Below are 24,971 nucleotides of genomic sequence, written 5' to 3' on the forward strand. Positions count from 1 at the left end.
TTCAAAGAACCGCGCATTATAGGGAACAAGCCCTCAGGTTCCTACCGCTGTGCGTCCGGTGGCTATGCTATAGTTTGCGCCCTCATTTTTATCCCCGATGTTATCCGCCCGCCATGACCAAACGCGAAGCTCCAATCTACAAGGTGATTTTCCTCAACCAAGGCCAGGTGTTCGAAATGTACGCCAAGCAGATCTATCAAAGTGATCTGTGGGGTTTTCTGGAAGTGGAAGAGTTCGTCTTTGGCGAGCGCACGCAAGTGGTCGTCGATCCGAGCGAAGAGAAGCTCAAGGCGCAGTTCGAAGGCGTGGTGCGCAGCTTTGTGCCGATGCATTCGATCGTGCGCATCGACGAGGTGGAGCGTCTGGGCACCCCGAAAATCAGCGAAGCCCGTGGCGCGGTCGGCAATGTGATGCCGTTTCCGATGCCGATGCCTGAGAAGTAAGCCGCAAAACCGAGTCGTCTCATTCGCGAGCAAGTCGAATCGTCGCACCGTCGCTCCCACAGGGGATCTTCTGAACACTGGAGATCTACTGTGGGAGCGAGCTTGCTCGCGAAGGGGCCGGAAAGGTCGGCGCAAAAATCAGGGAAGCGGCGAAAACGGCGTACGCCCATCCGCGCTCTGCAGTTCCATCAGGTATTTACGGAAAATTTGCCCGAGCACCTGGGTCGCGGTTTCGAGGTCTTCGCGGGACATTTTTTCCGAGACTTCGTCGGCGGTGTCCAGCGCATCTTCGGCGCCGTTGACCGCGGCCATCTTCAGCACGATGTACGCCTGAATGTTGTTGGCCTGCACGCCTTCACCGTGGAAGAACATGGTGCCGAGCTTGAACTGTGCCTGAGCATGGCCTTGCAACGAGGCCTTTTCGAAATAGCTCAGGGCTTGATTGAGGTCGCGCGGCGCATTCTTGCCGTCGTAGTAGAACTCACCCAACTCGTATTGCGCTTGCGCATCCCCTTCGTCCGCCGCTTTCTGGCAGGCAGCCAGTGCCTGCGTGACGTCTTGCGGCTGAGTATTGAGGGTGCAACGACCCATCGCCGGGATCAACAACGAGTTGCCGCCTGCTTGTGCATGCGCGAGCAGGGGCTGAAGGAGCAACAGGCAGCCCAAGGCAAGGGTGCGGCCGGTGCGGTTCATGGGAATCGACTTACCTCTGAAGGGCACGCGGACCCATCGAGGGATCCAATAAGCGCGCATTATGAAATAAGCGGGGCCAACCTTACAAAGTCTTTACTCGTTTTTCTGCTGCGCGGGGAATATATCGCCCACTTTCTGGCGGATTTTTAGCAGAGGCGTGGGAAAAACGGCGTGGGTGTAGGTAAAAGCTGACGCTGGCCATGGCCAACGTCAGCGGGACGGGCATTACTTCAGTGCGGCGAAGGCGCGCTCGGCAGCGTCCAGGGTGATTTTCAGCTCGGTTTCGCCGTGGGCGATCGACGTAAAACCGGCTTCGAAAGCGCTCGGTGCCAGATAAACGCCGCCTTCGAGCATCAGGTGGAAGAAGCGCCCGAACAGTGCTGCGTCGCTGGCCATCACGTCTTCAAAGGTGACGATGTCGTCGGCGCCGCTGAAGTACAGGCCGAACATGCCACCCGCTTGCGTGGTCACGAACGGAATGCCCGCCGCATCGGCGCGTTGTTGCAGGCCGTCGAGCAGGCGCGTGGTGTAGTCGGTCAGTTCGGCGTGGAACCCCGGACGGCTGATCAGGCGCAGGGTGGTCAGACCGGCGGCCATCGCCAGTGGATTGCCCGACAGGGTGCCGGCCTGGTACACCGGGCCCAGCGGCGCGATGCGCTCCATGATTTCACGCTTGCCGCCGAAGCAGCCGACCGGCATGCCGCCACCGATGATCTTGCCGAACGTGGTCAGGTCCGGGGTCACGCCGTAGTGCGCCTGGGCGCCGCCAAGGGCAACTCGGAAACCGGTCATCACTTCGTCGAAAATCAGTACCACGCCATGTTTGTCGCACAGCGAACGCAGACCCTCGAGGAAGCCCGGCGCCGGCGGTACGCAGTTCATGTTGCCAGCGACTGGCTCGACGATGATGCAGGCGACGTCCTGACCGACTTCGGCGAGCATCTTTTCCACTGCGTCGATGTCGTTGAACGGCAGGGTCAGGGTGTGTTTGGCGAACGCTGCCGGGACACCGGCGGAGCTCGGCACACCTTGGGTCAGCGCGCCGGAACCGGCCTTGACCAGCAGGCTGTCGGAGTGGCCGTGGTAGCAGCCTTCGAACTTGATGATGCTGTCCCGACCGGTGTAACCACGGGCCAGACGAATCGCACTCATGGTCGCTTCGGTGCCGGAGCTGACCATGCGCACCATGTCCATCGACGGCACCAGCGAGCAGACCAGATCGGCCATCTCGGTTTCCATCGCGGTCGGCGCGCCGTATGACAGGCCGTGTTGCAGCTGATTGCGCACCGCGTCGAGCACATCCGGGTGGCTGTGGCCGAGGATCATCGGCCCCCACGAACCCACGTAATCCACATAGCGCTTGTCGTCTTCGTCGGTGACGTAGGCGCCTTCGGCATGCTTGAAGAACAGCGGTGTGCCGCCCACGCTCTTGAACGCGCGAACCGGCGAGTTCACGCCACCGGGAATGTGTTTCTGGGCATTGGCAAACAGGGTTTCGGAACGAGACATGATCGGGCTCTCAAATCAGATTTTCAGAAGTTCGTTGAAGGCGCGGGCGCGGCGGGTCACTTCGGCGGTGCTCTCGGCACCGAACAAACCGTGGACCACCGCCAGCAGGTCGACCCCGTGGGCCACCAGCGGCGCGGCGTTGTCGAGGGTGATGCCGCCGATCGCGCAGACCGGCAGGTGCAGCTTGCGTTTGGCCTCGTCGAGCAGATCGAGGCTGCAGCTTGGCGCGCCGGGTTTGGTGTTGGAATTGAAGAAGCGGCCGAAGGCGACATAACTCGCGCCTTCCTTGGCGGCCTGTTCAGCCAGTTCGAGCTGCGCGTGGCAGGTCGAACCGATGATGGCCTTGGAGCCGAGCAGGGCGCGGGTCGGCGACAGCGGGCCGTCGGTCTGCCCCAGGTGCACGCCGACGTTGAGGCGTGCGGCCAGCTCGGCGTCATCGTTGATGATCAACTGCGTCTTGTAGCGCTCGCACAGGTTACGCAGCGCTTCGGCCTCGCGCAGACGGCGGGCCTCGTCGCTGCTTTTGTCGCGGTATTGCAGCAGGGTGACGCCGCCTTCCAGCGCCGCCTCCACGTACGACAGAAACTTGCCCGCCAGCAATTGGCTGTCGGTGATGGCGTACAGGCCACGGAGTTTCATCAGGCAGACCTCACGACGTTACGAGCAAAAATCCAGCGGCAGGCGACGCGGCACGAACTGGCCTTTGCCCAGTTGTTCGGCATCGCGCAGGGTGCGCCAGGTGTAATCCAGTGCGGTACGCACGGCGCTGGCAAGGTTTTCACCCTGGGCCAGCCGACCGGCGAGGGCGCTGGCCAATGTGCAGCCGGAACCGTGATAACTGCCCGGCAAACGCTGGCAATAGAAGGTTTCACGCAGGCCGTCACGGCTGTACAGGCGATTGTGGATTTCAGTTTCGTCGCCATGGCCGCCGGTGATCAGCAGGTTTTTGACGAACGGCAAGAGTTTTTCCGCGCACTCGTCCGCCGTGCCTTCGGGCAGTTCGGCGAGAATCCGCGCTTCGGGAAGGTTGGGGGTGGCAATGATCGACAGCGGCAGCAGACGCTCGCGCATCGCATAACCGACTTCATCCTTGCCCAGGCGTCCGCCGCCGCCGGCACGCAGCACCGGGTCGCAGACCACCGGCAGGTGCGGGTGCGCCGAAAGCAGTTCGACCACGGTGTCGACCATTTCCAGCGAACCGAGCATGCCCAGTTTGACCGCAGCGACTTCGGAGTCGTTGAGCACGGCATTGGCCTGGGCCAGTACCCACTCACGGTCGAGGACGCGGAAGTCAGTGACGTTGACGGTGTCTTGCACGGTCAGGGCGGTGACGGCCGGAGCCGCATGGCAACCCTGCGCGAGCAGGGCTTCGATATCTGCCTGCAAGCCGGCGCCACCACTGGGGTCGTGGCCGGAGAGACAGAGGACAACGGGGCGGGAGCTGTAGATATTCATGGTGCGCGAGCTTACCACCAAACCTGATTTTGGGGTTCAGTCCTGAAAGCGTTTGGCTAGAGATTGTCTGACACATTGCGGCCATTAGTCGGGTAGCAATTGTGGCGAGGGGATTTATCCCCGATGCGCTGCGAAGCAGTCGCAAATCCATTCTATGAATCGTGTCTGAAAGAATCTGGTTGCATGGTTTGGGGTCGCTTCGCGACCCATCGGGGATAAATCCCCTCGCCACAGAGGTATTCACAACATCCGTCGTTGTAGTGAACTGACCAACTCAACAGCTCTAGCTCGCTGCTTTGCTCTGAAACGCCCGTTCTAGAGCCTTTGTAGGAAAAATTTCGATGGTGCTCAATGGCCATCAACGGCTATGCTAGTCTGGATCCAAACCAATAACAGGTAATACCGGTTTTACGTCTACTCAAAGGGAATGGGGGGCTTCCTGACACAACCGGACGAGCCACGCTGGGGCTTCAATGCGCTATTTGCTGATGTTGCTGTTCTGCTTGCCCCTCTTCGCAAGCGCCGTCGAGTTCGACGAAAATACCCAGAGCCTTCCCCTGGGCCGCTCATTGCAAGTGTTCGAGGACCCAAGCGGTCAGGCGAGCATCGCCGACGTCCGCGCTCAAGCGGCGGCGGGCAATTTCAAACCCCACGATAAAGCCACGCTCAATGCCGGTTACTCGCGCTCGGCGTTCTGGCTGAAGATCGACCTGCATTACCGTCCGAACAACCCGGCCGCCCAGCGCACCTGGCTGCTGGAACTGGCGTATCCGCCGCTCGATCACCTCGACCTTTATATGGCCGATGCCAATGGCGACTACCGACTGATCCGGCAAACCGGCGACGCCTTGCCGTTCGCCAGTCGCGAGATCCGCCAGAACAACTACCTGTTCGACCTTGAGTTCAAGCCGGATCAACAACGCACCGTGTACCTGCGCCTGGCCAGCGAAGGCTCGATCCAGGCGCCGGTGACCTTATGGTCGAGCACCGCGTACCTCGAGGATCAACCGGTGCGCCTGTATGTGCTGGGGATCATTTATGGCGTGCTGCTGGGGATGCTGGTCTACAACCTGTTCATCTACCTGAGCGTGCGCGACACCAGTTACCTCTATTACATCTTCTACATCGCTTCGTTCGGCCTTTATCAACTGTCGGTGAACGGCGCGGCGGTCGAGTATTTCTGGCCGGACAATCCGTGGTGGACCAACGCCGCCACACCGTTTTTCATCGGCTGCGCCGGCCTGTTCGGCAGCCAGTTCGCCCGCAGTTTCCTGCAGACCAAAAAACACAGCCGCTGGCTCGACTATCTGCTGATCGCCTTGATCGCATTCGGCGCGCTGGTGGTCGGGCTGTCGCTGATGACCAGTTACGCCTTGTCGTTGCGCCTGGCGACCCTGTTGGCGCTGGTGTTCACCGTGGTGATCTTCGCCGCCGGGATTCTCGCCTGGTGGCGCGGCTTGCGCGTGGCGCGTTATTTCATCATTGCCTGGTCGGCATTCCTGCTCGGCGGCATCGTCAATACGCTGATGGTGCTCGGCCTGCTGCCGAACGTGTTCCTGACCATGTACGCCAGCCAGATCGGCTCGGCGATCGAAGTGGCGCTGCTGTCGCTGGCGCTGGCGGATCGCATCAACGCGATGCGCGAGCAACAGGCGCAGACCCTGTTCGATGCCGGGCAGAAACTCGAAGTGCTCAACCAGCAACTGGCCCACAGCAACAAGCTCAAGGATGAATTCCTCGCGACGCTGACTCACGAATTGCGCACGCCGATGAACGGCGTGATCGGTTCGCTGGAGCTGATGCAGACCGTCGAGCTGGAACCCGAGCTGGAGCAGTACCAGCAAACCGCCGCCGGTTCCGCCCGGGACATGATGCGCATGGTCAACGGCATCCTCACCCTCACCGAACTGCAGGCCGGCAAGCTCAAGGCGACGCCGGGCAGCTTCAGCCTGCGCGCGGTGGTCGAGGCCTTGCGCGTGCAGTTCGATGGCAACGCGGCCAGCAAGTCGCTGGACTTCAAGGTCGAGGTGCTGCCGACCCTGCCGGATCGCTTGCACGGCGATAGCGCCAAACTGGCGCAGTGCCTGGAGTGCCTGCTGGACAACGCGATCAAGTTCACCCGGGTCGGTGGTCTCGCGCTGCGGGTCACTGGCAAACCGGCGGCAGAGAATCGCCTAGCGTTGTCGTTTGCGGTGATCGACACCGGCATCGGTTTCACCGATCTGGGCGAGGCGACGATGTACCAGCGCTTCTTCCAGCTCGATGGCTCGATGACCCGCGAATACGGCGGACTGGGCGTGGGGCTGGCGATCTGTCGGCAACTGGTGGAACTGCTCGGCGGCAAGCTCACGCACCGCTCCCAACCTGGCAGCGGCAGCCGTTTTCAGCTGGATGTCGAGTTCGAGCTGCCGGAAGTCGAGGCGGCGCCAACCGCGGACGCGCTGCACGAGCGCAGCCGTGCGCCGCAGGACTGCACGGTGTTGCTGGTGGATGACAACAGCGTCAACCAACTGGTGATGCGCGGCATGCTGCTCAAACTGGGGTTCCGCGTACGCACGGCGGACAACGGCGCGGCGGCGCTGGATTATCTGCAGCGCGAGGCCTTCGATGCGGTGCTGATCGATTGCCAGTTGCCCAGCCACGAAGGGGCCTCGTTGTGCTGCCAGATTCATGGGTTGCCCGGCTGCGCCAATCTGCCGGTATTCATGCTGGCCCTGGGCACGGATCGCGAGCATTGCGCACCTGTTGCGCGCATCGATTACCTGAACAAACCAGTGAAATTCGAAGACCTGCAAACGGCGCTGGAGCGTCGGGTGCTCAGCGCGTAATAGGGTGAAAGCGCCGGAAGTTCGGCGCATATGACACTTTGATCAGCGGCGGCCCGGTGCTTAACTGGATTCCTTGGCTGACCAAAGGAGCCCCGTCATGAACCTGCATCAGTTCGCCGAAACCCACGAAGTCACCAACCAGCCACCGTCGCTGGACGGCGCCAACCTGTACCGCATTGATCTGCCGCTGCAGGAGTGGTCGCGCCGTTTTGGTGCCGGTTGGGCCGAGTCGCGGATCGACACCTATGGCGCGCTGGCCGGTGGGCCGCTGATGGAAGCCGGGTTCCTCGCCAATCAGAACAAACCGGTATTCGTCAGCCATGACCGCTACGGTCATCGCATTGATCTGGTGGAATTCCATCCCGCTTATCACGAGCTGATGCGCACCGCGATCGAACATGGCCTGACGTCGTTGCCATGGGCGCATCCGCAGGACGGCGCGCATGTCGCCCGCGCGTCCATGAGCTATTTGCACAGCCAGGCCGAGGCTGGCAGCGGTTGCCCGTTGACCATGACCTTCGCCAGCGTCCCGGCCATGCGTTTGCAGCCGGATCTGGCCGAACAGTGGCTACCGAAGATCCTCGCCACCGAATACGACCCGCGCAACGTCGGCATGGCGCACAAGGCCGGCGTGACCATCGGCATGGCGATGACCGAAAAACAGGGCGGCACCGATGTGCGCGCCAACACCACCAAGGCCTATCCGGTGGGTGCCAGTGGCCCGGGCCAAGCCTATGAACTGCTCGGGCACAAGTGGTTCTGCTCGGCGCCGATGTGCGATGCGTTCCTGACGCTGGCGCAGACCGACAAGGGCCTGACCTGCTTCCTGCTGCCGCGCCATCGCCCGGACGACACGCGCAATCAGTTCTACATCCAGCGCCTGAAAAACAAACTCGGCAACCAGTCCAACGCCTCCAGTGAAGTCGAGTTTCGCGGCGCGCTGGCGTGGATGGTCGGCGAAGAGGGGCGCGGCGTACCGACCATCATCGAGATGGTGGCGATGACCCGTTTCGATTGCATGGTCGGCTCCAGCGCCTTGATGCGTCAGGCGCTGACCCAAGCCAGCCACCACTGCGCGCACCGCAAGGTCGGCGGCAAACTGCTCAGCGAGCAACCGTTGATGCAGAACGTGCTGGCCGATCTGGCCCTGGAAAGCGAAGCCGCACTGGCGCTGAGTCTGCGCATGGGCAAGGCGCTGGATCATCTGGATGATCGCCATGAAGCGCAATTCGCCCGGCTGGTGACGGCGGTGGGCAAATACTGGATCTGCAAACGCGCCCCCGGAATGATCAATGAAGCTGCCGAATGCATGGGCGGCGCTGGGTATGTCGAGGAGAGCATCCTGCCGCGCCTGTATCGCGAAGCGCCGGTTAACTCGACGTGGGAAGGCTCGGGCAACGTGCAGTGCCTGGACGTATTGCGTGCGCTGTCGAAAGAACCGGGTGTGCTCGATGTGTTGTTCAGCGAATTGGGCGATGGCCATGGCGATAAGCGTTTGGCCGCGCATATCCAGCAGTTGCAGGCACAGTTCAAGGACACCAGCGACATTCAGTATCGGGCGCGGCAGTTGACTGAGGACATTGCGCTGGGGCTGCAGGCCAAGCTGTTGCTGGAGGCCGGAAACTCAGCAGTGAGTGATGCATTCATCGCCAGCCGTTTGAGCGGTGGCGGCCGGGTCTACGGCGCACTGCCGCGTGGGCTGGACGTCGACGCCATCGTCGCCCGCTCAACCCCGCAGGGTTTCTGACTCAACACAAATCCCCTTGTGGGAGCGGGCTTGCTCGCGAATGCGGTGTGTCAGTCAATGGATAGGTCGACTGACACTGCGCATTCGCGAGCAAGCCCGCTCCCACAGGGGGATCTCCATTGACAGGGAGATTTGGGTACAGCCACAACGCCACTGTTCCCGTGACGCCACGATGCAGGCAAGATGAAGCTCTGCAAGTCAGAACACAGGAAGCTGATCGTGACCGAAGCGTTTATTGTCGTTCAAACCGCCGAACAAGCCGTGGATCGTCTGGCCGAGCTGCATGAGCGGGCCACCACTGCGCTGAACTCGGCGCTCAAGCGGTATCTCAAGGATCGCGTCGAGCCCGACGCCGAACAGCGTGCTCTGTTTCGTTACCCCGAACTGCGTCTGACCTACCTGTGTCAGGGCGAAGTGCCGCAGACCACCCGCGCCTACGCCAAGGTGCAACTGCCGGGCACCTACAGCGTCACCGTCACCCATCCGAAGGCGTTCCGCAAATACCTGCTGGAACAGCTGGTGCCGTTGATGCACGACTTCACCGTGACCGTGGAAGTCGGCGTCAGCCAGCAGAACATTCCGTATCCGTACGTGGTCGAGCAGGGCGATGAACTGGCCGGCTCCGGCGTTACCGCTGCGGTGCTGGCGCGGGTGTTCCCGAGTACCGACCTGTCCGCCGCCACCGATGGCATTGCCGACGGTCTCTACGATTGGGAAAACACCGATCCGCTGCCACTGGCGCTGTTCGATGCCGCGCGCGTCGACTTCTCCCTGCGTCGCCTGGTGCACTACACCGGCAGCGACTGGCGTCATGTGCAGCCGTGGATCCTGCTGACCAACTACCACCGCTACGTCGACCAGTTCATCGTTCATGGCCTGGAACAACTGCGCAACGACCCGCGTTTCGTGCGCATGGTGCTGCCGGGCAACGTGATCATCGAGAAGGGCATGGATCACGGCGAAGCGTCGGCGATTGCCGCTGGCGTGGTCTGGCACCGCTACCAGATGCCGGCCTATCACCTGATCGCCAATGACGGCCACGGTGTGACCCTGGTCAACATCGGTGTCGGCCCGTCCAACGCCAAGAACATCACCGACCACCTGGCGGTGCTGCGTCCGCATTGCTGGCTGATGATCGGTCACTGCGGCGGCCTGCGGCAGTCGCAGACTATCGGCGACTACGTGCTGGCTCACGCCTACATGCGTCGCGACGGGATTCTCGACCGCGTAGTACCGCCGAACATTCCGATCCCGGCGCTCGCCGAAGTGCAGCTGGCGCTGCAACAAGCCGCGGCCAATATCACCGGCGAGAAGGGCGAAGAGCTGAAAAAGCGCCTGCGCACCGGCACTGTGCTGACCTACGATGACCGCAACTGGGAACTGCGCTGGGCGCAGGAACGTCCGCTGATCAACCTGTCCCGCGCCGTGGCGGTGGACATGGAAAGCGGCACCATCGCCGCCCAGGGTTATCGCCTGCGGGTGCCGTACGGCACGCTGCTGTGCGTTTCGGACAAACCGCTGCACAGTGAAATCAAGCTGCCGGGCTCGGCCAACGCGTTCTACGAGCGCGCGGTCAGCCAGCACTTGAAGATCGGTATCGAGGCGGTGGATCTGCTGCGCACCGAACTCAACTCGCTGCACTCGCGCAAACTGCGCAGCTTCGACGAGCCGCCGTTCCGTTAACGGTTAGTCGTGGTCATTTGGCGGTCGGGGCACTAGCATTGTCAGCCCAGATCGCCAGATGTTGTTTTGCCCATGTCCCGTCCCCCGCGTCCTCCTTCCCGCCGTCCCGGTGCGAAGCCATCCTCCTCAGCTCCGCGTCGTGTCGCCAAGGCGCCGCCGGCCGAGCCGAAGCTGATCCTGTTCAACAAACCGTTCGATGTGCTGACGCAGTTCAGCGACGAAGGCGGGCGGGCGACGCTCAAGGATTACATTGACGTGCCCGGTATCTATCCGGCCGGACGCCTTGATCGCGACAGCGAAGGCTTGTTGTTGCTGACTAATGACGGCCAGTTGCAGGCGCGCATCGCTGATCCGAAACACAAACTGGCGAAGACTTACTGGGTGCAGGTCGAAGGCGTGCCGACAGGCGAGCAGTTGCAGCGTCTGCGCGAAGGTGTCGAGCTGAATGACGGCATGACTTTGCCTGCCGAGGCGCGACAACTGGAGGAACCTGAACTGTGGCCGCGCAATCCGCCGGTGCGCTTTCGCATGACGGTGCCGACCCGTTGGCTGGAGCTGGTGATTCGTGAAGGGCGCAACCGTCAGGTACGGCGGATGACCGCCGCGGTGGGGTTGCCGACGTTGCGGCTGGTGCGGGTGCGGATTGGCGACTGGACGCTCGAAGGGCTCGATCAGGGTCAGTGGAAAGAAGTGCCGGCGCGTCTATAGAGCGCCGGATTCGATCAGGCCGATCACCACACTCTTGATGATGAATGCGGCCACGCCCAGGCCCAGGACGAAGAACAGGATGAACGAGCCGAAACGCCCGGCCTTGGACTTCTTCGCCAGATCCCAGACGATGAAACCCATGAAAATGATCAGGATGCTGACCAGGCCAGTCATCATCCACTCTTCGAATACTGCAGGATCCATCGGGCATCTCCGGCGCGCACAGGGCTGAAAGGGCTGGGCGATTATACGCCGAGGGGAATTGCGGGCGCATTGACCTGTGTCGGTATGCCGCAGTGATGGTGGTCGCCTGTGCCGGCCTCTTCGCGAGCAAGCCCGCTCCCACATTCGGAATGCATTTCCCTGTGGGAGCGGGCTTGCTCGCGAAGGCGATGTCAGCTACGCAGATGGGTCAGCGGCAATTCAGTGCTATTGAGCACCTGATTCAACACAAAACTCGAACGCACGCTGGTTACGCCTTCAATCCGGGTCAGATGCCCCAGCAGCAGTTTCTGATAGTGATCCATGTCCGGCACCACCACTTTCAACTGATAGTCGGCATCGACGCCAGTCACCAGGCTGCACTCCAGCACCTGCGGCAGAGTGCGGATCGCCGCTTCGAAGTTCTCGAAACGCTCCGGGGTGTGCCGGTCCATGCCGATCAGCACGTAGGCGGTCAGGCTCAGGCCGAGCATCTTGCGGTCGAGCAGGGCGACCTGGCGCGAGATGTAGCCGTCGTCTTCCAGTTGCTTGACCCGGCGCGAGCAAGGGGAGGGCGACAGACCGATGCGCTCGGCCAGTTCCTGGTTGGAGATGCGGGCGTCGCGCTGCAATTCCGCCAAAATGCTCAGGTCATAACGGTCGAGTTTGCTCATGAATCTGTCCTTGGTTGTAACTATTGCGGCGAATTATCTATCCAGGGTTAAAAATTGCGCAAGCAGTGTTTATTTGAGCAATCTTCGCAATCCTCTGTCGCGCCTCGCGGCCTATTCTTATCACCAGAATCACTGCTCGGTAACACAGTCCACTGCGGCCCGCCCAATCAGGCCCGCCGCGGCCGCCACCCCCACCGGGGATGTGCCGGCCCCCGAGCTGCACACTGTCCAGAAGACGGCGTGAGGTGAGCCGACGTCAAAAGCGTCGAGCCAGGACGAAGTTCTCTAAAGGGAGGCCGACGGGTCTCCCTTTTTTCTTGCCTGCGATTTGCCCGCCACGGAGAATGCCGGCCTCAATAAATAAGTTGCGTGACTGATAACCTGTCGCAGAACCCGGACTGTGGTTTCCCGGTCTTAGCTACAGGTCCACTCAATTACAGGCCTAGCCCGCAGTGAGGAAAAGCATGAAGTCGCGCATCTGGCGTCTGGCCAGTGTTGGTTTGCTATGTGTGAGTGTCAGTGCGCAAGCGCTTGCCGATGAGCCGCAGAACCGTGGTCCCGAGAATGACGGGCGTGGTCCGGAGCATCAGGGCAACAATCAAGGCCATGGTGGCAACAATCCGCCGCACGGGCAGAACAATCCGCCGCCGCAAAATCAACCTCGTCCGCAAAACAACGAAATCATTCGTGGCGACAACAGTCGCCAGTTCGAGCACAACGGCCAGCAGCACAACAATGGCCAGTGGCAGAACCAGAACCGCGCGCCGAATCAACCGGCCCCGGTGCATCAGCCATCGCCGTCGCCGGCCAACAACCTGCCGATCCAGCCACGGCCCGACGCCGTGCGCCAGACCCAGGAACCGCGCCAGGGTTACTACCGCGACGAGCGTCCGCAGAACGGTTACAACAACCAGCACTGGCAGGCCGGCAACAATCGGCCCAACGATAATCGCTGGCCGGGTCGCCCGGACGGGCATGGCAACGGTTGGGGCCCCGGCCCGCAATACCGCCCGGGGCATGTGATCGACCGCTTCCCGGATCGCGAATACCGCGTGCCGTATCGCGGCCAGGATTACTTCTATTCCGGTGGCTACTGGTATCGCCCGCAAGGCCCACGCTACATCGTCGTGCAGCCGCCACGGGGCATTCGTACCCACTATCTGCCGGACTACGCCCGTGAAGTGTGGATCGGCGGTGCGCTGCTGTTCCTCGCTGCCGGTTCGTACTATGCGTATGAGGAGTCGACCCAGGATTACGTGGTGGTCGAGCCGCCGGTTCAGCCGCCGTCACCTCAACCACAAAGCCAGGGGTATGACGTGCAGGCTTATCCGGCCAACGGTCAGTCGCCGGAACAGGTGCAGCAGGACGGTTATCAGTGCTACCAATACGCCGTGCAGCAGAGCGGTTTCGATCCGCGCACCGCGACATATCAGCCGGCGCCCCAAGTGGTGCAGGCGTACCGTCAGGCTCAGGGTAATTGCCTGAGCAGTCGCGGTTATCAGGTGTCTTACTGAATCCGGGTTTGTGCCCGTTCGGTCTTGACCACTTCCTGCGGGTCGGCGTGCACCAGCACTTCGGCCCGCGGGTAGGCGGCGTGAATCGCATCGGCCGCCTGATCGCTGATGCCGTGGGCGACTGACAAGGTCAGCTCTCCCGGCAATTCCAGATGCAACTGCACAAACCAGTGGTTACCCGAGATCCGTGTGCGCAAGTCATGCGCGCCCAACACACCGGGTACCGCGCAGGCCAGTTCGAGCATGTGTTGACTGACGTCCGTCGGCAGCTCTTCATCCATCAGCACCGAAAAGCTTTCCCGGGCGATCTGGATCGCACTCCACAAAATGTATCCGGCAATCCCCAGGCCGAACCACGCATCGAGTTGATGAAAGCCCATGCCGGCGAGGATCAGCGCGATCAGAATGCTGCCGTTGAGCAGCATGTCCGACCGGTAGTGCAGCGAGTCGGCGCGCACGGCGTTGGAGCCGGTCTGCTTGATCACTCGATGTTGCAGCGTCAGCAACGCCGCGGTCAGCAGCAGCGAGAACACGATCACGCCGATGCTCAGCCACGGCGCGCCCAGCGGCTCCGGTTGCTGAATGCGCTCATACGCTTGAAACGCAATCAGCACCGCACTGCCGCCGATGAACAGCGCCTGCGCCATGCCCGCCAGCGATTCGGCCTTGCCGTGGCCGTAACGGTGATCGTCATCGGCCGGGCGCAGCGCGTAATGCACCGCCAGCAGATTCAGCAGCGAGGTGACGCCATCCAGCGCCGAGTCGGTGAGGCCGGCGAGCATGCTCACCGAACCGCTCAGCCACCAGGCGATGGCTTTGGCGATGATCAGCGTGCAAGCCACCGCCACCGAAGCGCGGGTTGCCAGCCGCAGCAGGCGGGCGTGTTCGGGGCTGGTGGTCATGTGATTTCCTTATGCGGCGGGTTGCAGGCCAAACATCGCCAGTTGCTGAGTGCTGCCCTTGTGCTGGATCAGGCGTGGATCGTCCAGCGGCAGGTTGCGGCCCAGCTCAGTTTCGAGAATAGCCTGCAACTTGAGGTTATCGACCTGACCATCCGGGCCGACCGCCTGTTTGAGCTTGGCCGGATCGACCTGAGCGGTGTGGCCCGGTTCGAAATAGATCGCGCCGGTGGTGAAGTCCACGGCAAAGGCGATCAGCCCGGGAATCACGTAGAACAGCAGGCCCACGGCGTCGAGCACGGCAATCGCCGGGTCGATCTTGCCGTCGATCTGGCCGCGACGGTCTGGATAGAAAATCGAACCGCAGGCCGTGAGTTGAGTGAGCAGGGTGGCGACCAGTACACCGCCGATCAGGCGAGAAGGTAAGCGCATGGATAATCTCCTGAGTCATTTGAAAACGAAGCGTCGTCATTTGAAATTAAGACCCTGACAAACGCCCGGCAGTTCGCCGTTATACTCGCCCTCGGCAGGGCGCGCCCACAGTAAATTGCGGCCTCGTCTCACCCCACCGAAATACGTTGAGGATTGAAGTTGTTTTCTCCAGATCGACACCGCGTGAAGGTTGATGAATCCTGGCGGGGTTCGGCCCTCCGGGCTAAAGCTGTGAACGCGCCATGCTGCGTTGCGGAACTTGGCAAGGAAACGACCCTTACCTGCGTCCCGCGCCTTGCCTGGCACGCTCACAGCTTTAACGCGACTCGCAATTTACTGTGGGCACGCCCTGGGGAGCCAGCATGATTTCTTTGCCGATCGATGAAGTTTTACCCGCCCTGCGTGAAGCCTTGGCGACACGCCACGAAGCCGTGCTCGAAGCACCGCCCGGCGCCGGTAAAACCACCCGCGTGCCCCTGGCCTTGCTCGATGAAGCGTGGCTGGCCGGGCAGACCATTCTGATGCTCGAACCGCGCCGTCTCGCTGCGCGTGCAGCCGCAGAACGTCTGGCCAGCGAACTGGGTGAGAAGGTTGGCGAAACCGTCGGCTATCGCATCCGCCTCGACAGCAAGGTCGGCCCCAATACCCGTATCGAAGTGGTCACCGAAGGCATCCTCACCCGGCGTCTGCAGGATGATCCGGCGCTGGAAGGCGTCGGTCTGCTGATCTTCGACGAATTCCACGAACGCAGCCTCGACGCCGATCTGGCCTTGGCCCTGAGTTTGAACGGTCGTGAACTGTTCCGCGCTGAACAGCCGCTGAAGATTTTGCTGATGTCCGCCACGCTGGAAGGCGAGCGTCTGGCCGGGTTGCTGGATGACGCGCCGATCCTGCGCAGCGAAGGGCGCATGTACCCGGTGACGATGCGCTGGGGGCGACCGTTCCAGCCCGGCGAATACATCGACCAGCGCGTGACCCAGACTGTACTTGAAGCCTTGCACGATGAAACCGGCAGCCTGCTGGTGTTCCTTCCGGGGCAGGCGGAGATCCGTCGCGTGCATCAGCAACTGAGCGATGCCATCGGCGAGCGTGAAGATGTATTGCTCTGCCCGTTGCACGGCGAACTGGATCTGAATGCCCAGCGCGCTGCCATCGACCCGGCGCCGACCGGCCAGCGCAAAGTGGTGCTGGCGACCAACATTGCCGAAACCAGCCTGACCATCAACGGCGTGCGCGTGGTGATCGACGCCGGGCTGGCGCGGGTGCCGCGCTTCGACCCGGGCAGCGGCATGACCCGCCTCGATACGCAGCGCATTTCCCGGGCCAGCGCCACCCAGCGTGCGGGTCGGGCTGGGCGTCTGGAGCCGGGTGTGTGTTACCGCTTATGGTCGCAGGATCAGCACGAGCAACTCGCCGCTTACGGCAGTGCCGAAATACTGTCGGCGGATCTGGCGAGTCTGGCGCTGCAACTCGGACGCTGGGGCGTGACTCCGGGCGAACTGGTGTGGCTCGATGTTCCGCCAGCAGCGGCCTATGCACAGGCGCAGGATTTGTTGCAGCGCCTGGGCGCACTTGAAGGCGAGGCGCTGACCGCGCACGGTCAGGCCATGGCCGAGTTGCCGGCGCATCCGCGCATCGCCCATCTGTTGCTGCGCGGTCAGGCGCTGGGGCTGGCGCAAATGGCGTGCGACGTCGCCGCACTGCTCGGCGAGCGCGATATTTTGCGCGGTGCCGGTGCCGATCTGCACAGCCGCCTGGTGCTGCTCTCCGGCGAAGAACGCGCGGCACGCGGTGCACAGGGTGGTGTGCAACGTGCGCGGCAACTGGCGCGGCAATATCGGGGTTACCTGCGCGGCAAGGCCAGCGAGCCGGTCAGCGATCCCGATCACCCGCGCTGGCTCGGAGCGTTGCTGGCGCTGGCCTACCCGGATCGTGTTGCCCAGCAGCGGCGTGCCGGTGGCGCTGAATATCGTCTGGCCAATGGTCGCGCTGCGCTGTTCGCCGAAGCCGACAGCCTGATGAAGGAACCGTGGATTGTCATCGCCGACCTCGGCAGCCGTCAGGGTCAGCGGGAAGAGCGGATTTACCTGGCGGCGGATTTCGATCCGGCGCTGTTCGATTCGGTGCTCGCCGAACAAGTGCACGTCGTCGATCAACTGGACTGGGACGAGCGCGAAGGCGTGCTGCGCGCCGAGCGTCAGCGCAAGGTCGGCGAACTGATCCTCAGCCGCGAACCGTTGACCGGTTTCGACGAAGCGGCGCGCAGTCAGGCGCTGGTCAATCTGGTGCGGCGCAAGGGGCTGGAGTTGTTGCCGTGGACGCCGGAACTGCGCCAGTGGCAGGCGCGGGTTGCCCTGTTGCGGCAATTGGATCTGAACGCTCAGGCTGAAAGCCAATGGCCGGATGTCAGCGATGCAACGTTGCTGAGAACCCTCGAGCATTGGTTAATGCCTTACTTGGGCAAGGTCTCGCGGCTCAGCCATTTCGCCAATCTGGATCTGTCGAGCATCGTCCGCAATCTGCTGCCGTGGCCGTTGCCGCAGAAGCTTGATGAGCTGGCGCCGCATCACATCAGCGTGCCGTCGGGGTCATCGATTCGTCTGGATTACAGCGAACAGCCACCGATTCTCGCGGTGCGTTTGCAGGAGCTGTTCGGCCTCGCCGAGACGCCGCGAATTGCCGGCGGCCGGCAAGTGGTCAAGCTGCACCTGTTGTCCCCGGCGCGCCGGCCGGTGCAGGTGACGCAGGATCTGGCCAACTTCTGGCGCAGCACCTATGCCGAGGTGAAGAAGGATCTGAAGGGGCGTTATCCGAAGCATTATTGGCCGGACGATCCGTTGGTGGCCGAGGCCACGGCGCGGATCAAACCTCGCAAGTGAGCCTTGCTTGCCCGGTGTCGACCGGGCTATGGCTGCAATGATCAGGCCTCGCCGCAGAGACTTTGCGAAGCGCGGCGTCTGTGCTTGATGCTGTGGCATACCCATACCAGGGCGATCCAGATCGGAATGGCGTAGACCGCCATCCGGTTGACAGGATCCATCAGCATCACCGCCATGATGAACACCATGAAGGCCAGACAGACATAGTTGCCGTAGGGGTACCACAGCGCCTTGAACCGCGGTGTCTGTCGGGACCGGTTCAGGTGTTGGCGAAATTTCCCATGGGCCAGACTGATCATCGCCCAGTTGATCACCAGCGTTGCAACCACCAGCGACAACAGCACTTCCAGGGCGTGCTGCGGGATCACGTAGTTCATCACGACGGCGATCAAGGTCACTGCCGCCGTGGCGAGGATCGAGCGCACGGGAACGCCGCGTTTGTCGATCTTGACCAGGCTTTGCGGCGCGTCACCTTGCTGGGCCAGCCCGAGCAATATCCGACTGTTGCAATAGGTACCGCTGTTGTAGACCGACAGCGCAGCGGTGAGGACCACGAAGTTCAGAATGTGCGCGGCGGTATTGCTGTCGAGCATTGACCACACACGTACGAACGGGCTGCCACTGTAGGTATCGCCAGACGCATTGAGCGACGCCAGCAGGCTGTCCCACGGCATCAATGACAACAGCACGACGAGTACGCCGATATAGAAAATCAGGATGCGGTAGATCACCTGATTGATGGCCTTCGGAATGACACTGCGAGGTTGTTCCGCTTCGGCTGCGGTAAAACCGAGCATTTCCAGCCCGCCAAAGGACAGCATGATAATCGCCATGGACATGGCCAGGCCGCCAATCCCGTGCGGGAAAAAGCCGCCGTGCTGCCACAGGTTGCTCACCGATGCCTGAGGCCCTCCGTTACCGCTGGCCAGCAGGTAGCTGCCCATGGCGATCATCCCGATCACCGCCAGGACCTTGATGATGGCGAACCAGAATTCCGCTTCGCCAAACACTTTGACGTTGATCAGGTTGAGCGCATTGATCAGCACGAAGAACACCGCAGCCGATACCCAGATCGGTATCTCGGGCCACCAGTAATGCACGTACTTGCCGACGGCCGTCAGCTCGGACATGCCGACCAGGGTGTACAGCATCCAGCAGTTCCATCCCGACAGGAAACCGGCGAATCCGCCCCAGTACTTGTGGGCGAAATGGCTGAAAGAGCCGGCAACGGGCTCTTCAACGATCATTTCGCCCAGCTGCCGCATGATCATGAAGGCAATGAAGCCGCAAATCGCGTAGCCGAGGATCATCGACGGCCCGGCGAACTTGAGTGCGCCCGCCGAGCCCAGGAACAGTCCCGTACCGACGGCGCCCCCCAGGGCGATCAATTGAATGTGTCGATTTTTCAGGCTGCGTTTCAGCTGGCCTGAGTGCGCATGGGGGCCGTTCATGAAAAAGGATTCTCGCAAGGTTGCGTGGGTTTTTGCGGGGAGTTGGCGAGGGGAAAGGCAAGCCGTTGCAATGACGCGCCGATGCCAATAGCGGGAGAAAAGGTTTTTTCCACAGTCATACGGATTCTGATCCTTCAGATTATTTGTATTTTTATCAGCGAGTTAGATCGATTTTTCAGCGCGATCGGCGGCAACTTCGTGCGCGTTGCCGCTATAAATCTAGTGGAAGAAACATATTTCTATATGTTGAATTTGTAAATGGGGGATGGTATCTAATGCTCCGCACATGGACATGCCAACGATTCCAGGGACGTGAGGAGTGATGACTGTGACGGGCTGTGATGCACAAGGGACATTCGATTTTGCGGTCGGCGCCCATGCCGATCCGGCAGGCTATTTTGCAGCGGCGGCAGACGACATCCGGGCACAGCTGCTGATTGAAGGCAAGGTGCTCATTCGTGGCGCCCATCCGTGCAGGGATCCTGAAGTGTTTGAGCGGGCCATCGGCGTGCTGGGGTTTCATACTCGCGATTACGTCGGTGGCAGCTCTCCACGCTCGACGATCCAGGGCAAGGTCATGGAAGCGACGCGCACACCGCCCGACTGGTCGGTGATCCTTCATCAGGAAATGGCCTATGTAAAACATCCCCCCGAGATCATCGCCTTCGTCTGTGTCGAGCCTGCGGGGCGAGGCGGAGAATCCGTGGTCGGGGACATGCGCAAACTGGAGCAGTTGATTGATCGCTCGACCTTGAAGCACCTGACCGATCGCGGGCTTAAGTTGCGCCGGACGCTGCCCGGCGAGGCGCGGGTGAATCTCAAGCCCGGGGTGAAAAAAAGCTGGCAGGAGACGTTCTCCACTTCCAGCACCGCTGAGGCAGAAGTGCTATGCCGGGCGCGGGGGTGGGACTTCGAATGGAGTGGCGGCGACCTGATTCTCTGGCAGGACTGTATCTCCCCGATGCGCCAGCACCCGCGTAAAGCGGCAGAGATCTGGTGCAATCAAGCGCACTTCTGGGGAGCGGCCGCGATGATCGAGTGGGCGCGTATCGATGGTCGCGAACAGGACGCCAGTGAGCTGGTGAAGGCGCAGCGCAACACTCCACAACTGCTGGAGGCCATGTGTTTCGGTGACGGCGAACCACTGCCGGATGACCTTACCCTCGAGCTGTTCCGCACCGTCAGAAGTGTTGAACAGGATGTCGATCTGGGGGCAGGCGATATTTTACTGCTCGACAATTACCAGTATGCGCACGGTCGGCGCGCATTTTCGGGCAACAGGACAATCAACGTGATCATCGCCAATTGGGCGGATGATCAGGTACACGTAGCTCAGGGATGAAAAGATGACGATTCAGGAAAAGAACTTCACGTCGGATAGCGCATTTGTACTGAACCCCGGCGTCGATGTCAGTCTCAAGGACTTGATCAGGTATTCCCGGCCCGGGGCTCAGGTGGTCGCCTCGCAAGCAACCCGGCAACGGGTTCAGGCATCGCGAGAAGCCTTGGAAAACCTCGTCGCGCAGGGTGCGGTGATTTATGGCGTGAACACCGGAATGGGTGGTTTCGTTGATCATCTGGTGCCCATCGAGAAAGCCCACGAGCTTCAATCGAACCTGATTCAGGGCGTCTCGACCAACGTTGCCGAGCGATTCCCGGACAATGTGGCGCGAGCCACCATGTTTGCGCGAATCGTCTCCCTGTCCCGTGGCAACTCGGCACTCTCGCTGGAGAATTTCGACCGCTACATCGCCATCTACAACGCGGGCCTGATTCCGGAAATTCCGACCAAGGGCTCTTTGGGGACGAGTGGCGACCTGGGGCCTCTGGCGGCGGTTGCGCGGATGCTGACCGGGGACGGTTACGCCTATCTTGACGGTGTGCGGATTCCGGCGGCGCAGGCGCTTGAGCAATTGGGCCTGGCGCCGCTCCAGCTGAGTTACAAGGAAGGGCTGGCGCTGATCAATGGCACCTCCTGCATGGTCGCAGTCGCGGCGATGAATGTGGTCGAAGCCCGGGAATTGCTCGAGCAATACACATCGATCTCCGCCTTCTCTTTTGAAGCGTTGCAGGCTCGGGTGCGTCCTTTCCATCCGGATGTGCACCAGTTGAAACCGCACCTGGGCCAGCAAAAAATTGCCGAAGCCATCTGGGCCGATCTTCAAGGCTCGGAACTGGCGATTGACGATCTCGAGCTTTCTGCGCAATTGAGCGCCCTGCGCACCGACCAGGTACGCCAGGAAGACATGCCCATCGAAGATGCCTATTCCATTCGCTGCACGCCGCAAATCCTCGGGCCGGTGCTGGAAACCATCGAGTTTGTCGAGCGGGTGGTCGGCAACGAGCTGAACTCCTCCAACGACAACCCGTTGATCACCCCTGAAAACGGCCAGGTTTTTCACAACGGGCACTTTCATGGGCAGTACATCGCTTCGGCCATGGACTACCTGACGATCTCCATCATCACCCTGTGCAACCTTTCGGATCGGCGGATCGATCGCTTCCTGACCAAAGCCAACAGCAATGGTCTGCCGTCCTTCCTGTGCGCGGAAAACGGAGGTCTGCGTTTCGGCCTCATGGGCGGGCAGTTCATGTCGGCGTCGCTGACGGCGGAAAACCGTTCGCTGGCCACCCCTGTCTCGATCCAGACCCTGACCACCACGGGCGATTTCCAGGACGTGGTTTCCTTCGGCCTCGTCGCCGCACGCCGTGTGACCGAAGTGCTGCAGAACACCCGTTACGTTCTCGCGTTCGAACTGATCTGTGCGGCCCAGGCCGCCGATATTCGCGGCAGCGCCAAACTCGGGCCGAAGGGCCGCGCCTGGCATGCGCGGGTGCGTGAACATATTCCGTATCTGGATCGGGATGTGGCATTGACCGGTTACCTGGAAGCGATCGTTGCCCAGGTACTGGGAGGACACAGCCGATGAGTTCGTCCGGAAAGAGCAATCTGTTCGCAACGGCGGCCACCGACCGTGTCCGGCTGCATGCCAACGAAAATCCGTTGGGTGCATCGGGTCTGGCCCTGCATCTGTGCGCCTCGATGCCGACGCTGCTCAGCGAATATCCTGAAGTCACTTACAAATCTCTTCGCGTGGCAATCGGCGAGCGCTGGCGGGTTGATCCCGAGCGCGTAGTGGTGGGCGCGGGCTCCGATGAACTGATCGATATCGCATTGCGCAGCCTGTTGAAGCCCGGCAGTCGCATCGTGACGCAGCAGCACAGCTTCAAGATGTACAAAATCCGCGCCGCGCTGCTGGGGGCCGACTATCGCGAGATGGCCCCGGACGCCAACGGCGACTATGAGGCTGCATTGAAACGTGCGCTGGAGAAAAAGCCGGACGTGGTGGTGCTGGTCAATCCATCCAATCCTTTGGGCGACTATCTGTTGCCCTCGCAGCTGTTATCGCTGGTGGCCCTGATTCCGCCGACCACGACCGTCATCATCGATGAAGCGTACGCAGAGTTTGCGCCGGATCGGGAAAACACTGCCGGCATTCAGATCGTCAACAGCCGGGAAAACGCGATATGCCTGCGCACGTTTTCCAAGGCCTACGGTATTGCGGGTCTGCGCCTTGGCTGGGCTTACGCGAGCGCCGATCAGGTGCCGGCGCTGCAAGCGCGGCGTGCACCTTACAACGTCAGTTCGTTTTCCGCCCTGGCAGGCGAATACGTCCTGCAGGACTGCGATCATCTGGACAAGACGGCGGCGTATTGTCAGGCCTGGGGGCAGGAACTCGTGAGTCTGTTCAAGGCTCATGGCATTGAAGCCAGAAGCCGCTACGTCAACTTTGTTTTCGTCGATTGCGTCAGCCAGACACGCTGCCAGGACTTGCATCAGCACCTGGAGCGTGAGGGTTTCCTGACGTCTCCATTGACCGACTATGGTCTTGATATGTGCCTGCGCATCTCCTTCGGAAACGAGGCCCAGATGACCCGGCTGTGCACTGTACTGCAGCAAAAACTGCAAACCATGGAGCTCGCCTGAAGCCGCTGCGGTATGGAGGCCCACGGCGATTGCACGGGGCTTCCAAGGCAAGATCAGTGAGACCTTATCTGAGGTAAAAATGAGCCAGACGCTGCCTTTGTTTCACGATGAACCCTACCTGAAGCAACTGGACTGCCGAGTCGATCTGCTTGAGCGCGACGACGCCGGTCTGCCTTTCGCACTCCTTGGCGAGACCGTGTTCTACCCCCAGGGCGGCGGACAGTTGGGAGATCGGGGTGTGCTGAACATTGCGCTCGCCGGGGAGGGTGAGGCACTGCGCACGCTGGAGATCGTCGCGACGAAAAAAAGGGATGACCAGATCAGGCATTACCTGGGCATTGATGACGAAGCGTTCACACAACTGCAGGCGCGGGTGATCGGCCAGCAGGCGACCGCCACGCTGGATTGGTCATTGCGATATCATCAGATGCGTGTTCATTCGGCGATGCATTTGATTCATTGCATGCTTGAGCGGACGCTCGGACGAGCGATTGCACATCCCGTACGTTCGCCGCTGAGCGACGAGGGTGGAGAGAATCAATACGAGTTTGTCGGTGAGTTCGACGAAGACAGTCTGAGGCGGGCGACAGACGCCTTGAATGAGTTTTGCTCTGCAAGTCATGAGATTCGTACGGAAGCGGATACCAGCCAGGGACAGGGATTTCGTTGGTGGCAATGCGAAGACTGGTCAATCCCCTGTGGGGGCGTTCATGTGCGTAATACGCAAGAAATAGGCGTGGTAACTTCCAGTATGAAGATCAAGAAAAATACGACCAGAGTGGTTGTCACTCTGTCGGCAGAGGCTGAAGAGCTTGGATAGCAAACGAGCGTTTGGCGCATTTCTCATGCAGTTTCGAATCGACGCGGGGCATCTGAAGATTTCCACGTTTCTCGACGAGGTCAATATTCCCTTTTCGGCCAATTACTACCGCGATGTCGAGGCCGGAAGGAAGTATCTGAGCATCGATGCCGCCGTCGAACTGCATGATCACCTTGGAATCGATGCGGCCAGCAAAGCCAGTTTTGATTATTTCTGGCACTACTTCAGGGACTTGTTGCCGGCTGACGTCCACGAGATGTTGTTCGGCAAAGGCGTCGAGGTCACCGACCTTTCTTCGCGCCTGGAGCTGCGCGAGCACGACTCCAAAATCTTGCGCCGGGCCCTGAGTCTGAGCCGCTACGAGCGTGAGTTCATTGTCACCGAAGAGGTGATAGCCGCGTTCGAGGCGCAATTCGAACTGCTGCCATTGATGACGTATCTCTACATGGTCGACAGCGCCTCCGTGGCGGAGATTCAGCTGGTGTGCCAGCAGCTCGGTCTTGCCTACGACTCAGGCACGGAAGCGTTCCTGAACCTGATCTCCAAGGCGCGGGCAACGCCGGATGAGCCGTTTGTCCGGCATGCACCCACGTTGAGGATGCCAAGGACGGTGGACGCGTTGAAGTTGAAGGATCAGTTCCTGCGCCATGAAGTGGACCGGTCGCTGCTCAAGCCTGAGAAGAGCGAATACTTCGATGTTTCTGGCTCCTTCAAATACAGCTCGATGGTCACGCTCAAGGACGCCGAAATAGAACAGATTCAGGACCGTCTGGTGGATCTGTTCTCTGTCATTGAAGTGCACAACAAGTCAGGCCGTCAGTTGGAGGATTCCGGCGCGCAGCCTTATTTCTTCGGGCTGGTCGTTTCCGGACGTCCGGAGTACGACGGGCGTGCGGCCCGAGCCAGTAAAAAAGCCGAGGAGTGAACAGCCACAGGGCGCTCGCCGCCTCTGTGTTGCATGAACCGGCGAGGGCCAACCGTTCACAGGAGTGCGCGGGACAGTGCAGTGAACGGGGCGCTGAAAAGTAACCCGGCCGTAATCAGTCA

At 61.1% G+C, this 24,971-nt stretch carries 21 protein-coding genes; 12 read left to right on the forward strand and 9 right to left on the reverse strand.

The features are described 5' to 3' along the window. The first annotated feature begins 113 nt into the window (after window positions 1–113). On the forward strand, window positions 114–443 hold the full coding sequence (locus JFU48_RS10945) for a DUF1820 family protein (protein WP_003185742.1): 330 nt from the start codon (window positions 114–116) through the stop codon (window positions 441–443). Window positions 444–581: 138 nt separating this feature from the next. Here JFU48_RS10945 and JFU48_RS10950 read toward each other — a convergent pair whose 3' ends face one another. The 4 genes from JFU48_RS10950 to JFU48_RS10965 all read right to left on the reverse strand — a co-directional run bounded on the left by JFU48_RS10950 (window position 582) and on the right by JFU48_RS10965 (window position 4,100). Beyond that, entirely contained in the window at window positions 582–1,136 is a 555-nt protein-coding gene (locus JFU48_RS10950) for a tetratricopeptide repeat protein (RefSeq protein WP_003228518.1), read from the reverse strand. A 225-nt stretch (window positions 1,137–1,361) separates the two neighbouring features. Continuing rightward, complete coding sequence (gene hemL, locus JFU48_RS10955; RefSeq protein WP_098965768.1) at window positions 1,362–2,645, reverse strand: glutamate-1-semialdehyde 2,1-aminomutase; 1,284 nt, start codon at window positions 2,643–2,645, stop codon at window positions 1,362–1,364. Window positions 2,646–2,660: 15 nt separating this feature from the next. Next, window positions 2,661–3,284 carry a thiamine phosphate synthase gene (gene thiE, locus JFU48_RS10960; RefSeq protein WP_003228513.1) on the reverse strand — a complete coding sequence of 208 codons (624 nt, stop codon included), beginning with the start codon at window positions 3,282–3,284 and terminating at the stop codon, window positions 2,661–2,663. Between the two features lie 18 nt (window positions 3,285–3,302). After that, window positions 3,303–4,100 carry a hydroxymethylpyrimidine/phosphomethylpyrimidine kinase gene (locus JFU48_RS10965; RefSeq protein WP_007960553.1) on the reverse strand — a complete coding sequence of 266 codons (798 nt, stop codon included), beginning with the start codon at window positions 4,098–4,100 and terminating at the stop codon, window positions 3,303–3,305. A gap of 473 nt (window positions 4,101–4,573) precedes the next feature. Between JFU48_RS10965 and JFU48_RS10970 the strand changes: the two genes are divergently transcribed. From JFU48_RS10970 to JFU48_RS10985, 4 genes are all read left to right on the forward strand, one after another. Further along, on the forward strand, window positions 4,574–6,928 hold the full coding sequence (locus JFU48_RS10970; RefSeq protein WP_201136496.1) for a hybrid sensor histidine kinase/response regulator: 2,355 nt from the start codon (window positions 4,574–4,576) through the stop codon (window positions 6,926–6,928). A gap of 97 nt (window positions 6,929–7,025) precedes the next feature. Then, window positions 7,026–8,675, forward strand: coding sequence for an acyl-CoA dehydrogenase family protein (locus JFU48_RS10975; RefSeq protein ID WP_201136497.1), 1,650 nt, complete (start codon window positions 7,026–7,028; stop codon window positions 8,673–8,675). Between the two features lie 183 nt (window positions 8,676–8,858). Further along, on the forward strand, window positions 8,859–10,358 hold the full coding sequence (gene amn, locus JFU48_RS10980; protein ID WP_177434769.1) for an AMP nucleosidase: 1,500 nt from the start codon (window positions 8,859–8,861) through the stop codon (window positions 10,356–10,358). Window positions 10,359–10,430: 72 nt separating this feature from the next. Further along, the gene (locus JFU48_RS10985) at window positions 10,431–11,066 is read left to right on the forward strand and encodes a pseudouridine synthase (RefSeq protein WP_242486630.1); all 636 of its coding nucleotides are present in this window, start codon (window positions 10,431–10,433) and stop codon (window positions 11,064–11,066) included. Here JFU48_RS10985 and JFU48_RS10990 read toward each other — a convergent pair. Both JFU48_RS10990 and JFU48_RS10995 read right to left on the reverse strand, forming a co-directional pair. Beyond that, on the reverse strand, window positions 11,061–11,270 hold the full coding sequence (locus tag JFU48_RS10990) for a DUF2788 domain-containing protein (RefSeq protein ID WP_003228500.1): 210 nt from the start codon (window positions 11,268–11,270) through the stop codon (window positions 11,061–11,063). The genes JFU48_RS10985 and JFU48_RS10990 overlap by 6 nt on opposite strands. Before the next feature lie 191 nt (window positions 11,271–11,461). Further along, entirely contained in the window at window positions 11,462–11,941 is a 480-nt protein-coding gene (locus tag JFU48_RS10995) for an Lrp/AsnC family transcriptional regulator (RefSeq protein ID WP_007909658.1), read from the reverse strand. A 464-nt stretch (window positions 11,942–12,405) separates the two neighbouring features. Between JFU48_RS10995 and JFU48_RS11000 the strand changes: the two genes are divergently transcribed. Continuing rightward, the gene (locus JFU48_RS11000) at window positions 12,406–13,455 is read left to right on the forward strand and encodes a DUF6515 family protein (RefSeq protein WP_201136498.1); all 1,050 of its coding nucleotides are present in this window, start codon (window positions 12,406–12,408) and stop codon (window positions 13,453–13,455) included. On the opposite strand, the gene JFU48_RS11005 is transcribed toward JFU48_RS11000, so the two are convergent. Then, the gene (locus tag JFU48_RS11005; RefSeq protein ID WP_103521008.1) at window positions 13,449–14,357 is read right to left on the reverse strand and encodes a cation diffusion facilitator family transporter; all 909 of its coding nucleotides are present in this window, start codon (window positions 14,355–14,357) and stop codon (window positions 13,449–13,451) included. The two genes, JFU48_RS11000 and JFU48_RS11005, sit on opposite strands and share 7 nt — an antisense overlap. 9 nt (window positions 14,358–14,366) lie before the next feature. Further along, window positions 14,367–14,786, reverse strand: coding sequence for a hypothetical protein (locus JFU48_RS11010; protein ID WP_003228492.1), 420 nt, complete (start codon window positions 14,784–14,786; stop codon window positions 14,367–14,369). A gap of 362 nt (window positions 14,787–15,148) precedes the next feature. On the opposite strand from JFU48_RS11010, the gene hrpB reads away from it, so the two are divergent. After that, window positions 15,149–17,665, forward strand: coding sequence for an ATP-dependent helicase HrpB (gene hrpB, locus JFU48_RS11015; protein WP_201136499.1), 2,517 nt, complete (start codon window positions 15,149–15,151; stop codon window positions 17,663–17,665). Between the two features lie 41 nt (window positions 17,666–17,706). Here hrpB and JFU48_RS11020 read toward each other — a convergent pair whose 3' ends face one another. After that, window positions 17,707–19,116, reverse strand: a complete 1,410-nt coding sequence (locus tag JFU48_RS11020; protein WP_201136500.1) for an amino acid permease — start codon at window positions 19,114–19,116, stop codon at window positions 17,707–17,709. 322 nt (window positions 19,117–19,438) lie between these two features. Between JFU48_RS11020 and JFU48_RS11025 the strand changes: the two genes are divergently transcribed. From JFU48_RS11025 to JFU48_RS11045, 5 genes are all read left to right on the forward strand, one after another. Beyond that, window positions 19,439–20,458: a TauD/TfdA family dioxygenase gene (locus tag JFU48_RS11025; RefSeq protein WP_207198989.1), complete on the forward strand. Its 1,020-nt coding sequence runs from the start codon at window positions 19,439–19,441 to the stop codon at window positions 20,456–20,458. Between the two features lie 4 nt (window positions 20,459–20,462). Next, window positions 20,463–22,046 carry a phenylalanine aminomutase (D-beta-phenylalanine forming) gene (locus JFU48_RS11030; protein ID WP_201136501.1) on the forward strand — a complete coding sequence of 528 codons (1,584 nt, stop codon included), beginning with the start codon at window positions 20,463–20,465 and terminating at the stop codon, window positions 22,044–22,046. Continuing rightward, window positions 22,043–23,104, forward strand: a complete 1,062-nt coding sequence (locus JFU48_RS11035) for a pyridoxal phosphate-dependent aminotransferase (protein ID WP_201136502.1) — start codon at window positions 22,043–22,045, stop codon at window positions 23,102–23,104. The genes JFU48_RS11030 and JFU48_RS11035 overlap by 4 nt, the downstream gene beginning before the upstream one ends. Window positions 23,105–23,183: 79 nt before the next feature. After that, a complete protein-coding gene (locus JFU48_RS11040) occupies window positions 23,184–23,924 on the forward strand; it encodes an alanyl-tRNA editing protein (protein ID WP_201136503.1) in 741 nt (246 codons plus the stop codon). Then, a complete protein-coding gene (locus JFU48_RS11045) occupies window positions 23,917–24,849 on the forward strand; it encodes a hypothetical protein (RefSeq protein WP_201136504.1) in 933 nt (310 codons plus the stop codon). The genes JFU48_RS11040 and JFU48_RS11045 overlap by 8 nt, the downstream gene beginning before the upstream one ends. Window positions 24,850–24,971 lie beyond the last annotated feature (122 nt).

Source organism: Pseudomonas sp. TH49 (assembly GCF_016650625.1).
Classification (GTDB): domain Bacteria; phylum Pseudomonadota; class Gammaproteobacteria; order Pseudomonadales; family Pseudomonadaceae; genus Aquipseudomonas; species Aquipseudomonas fluorescens_H.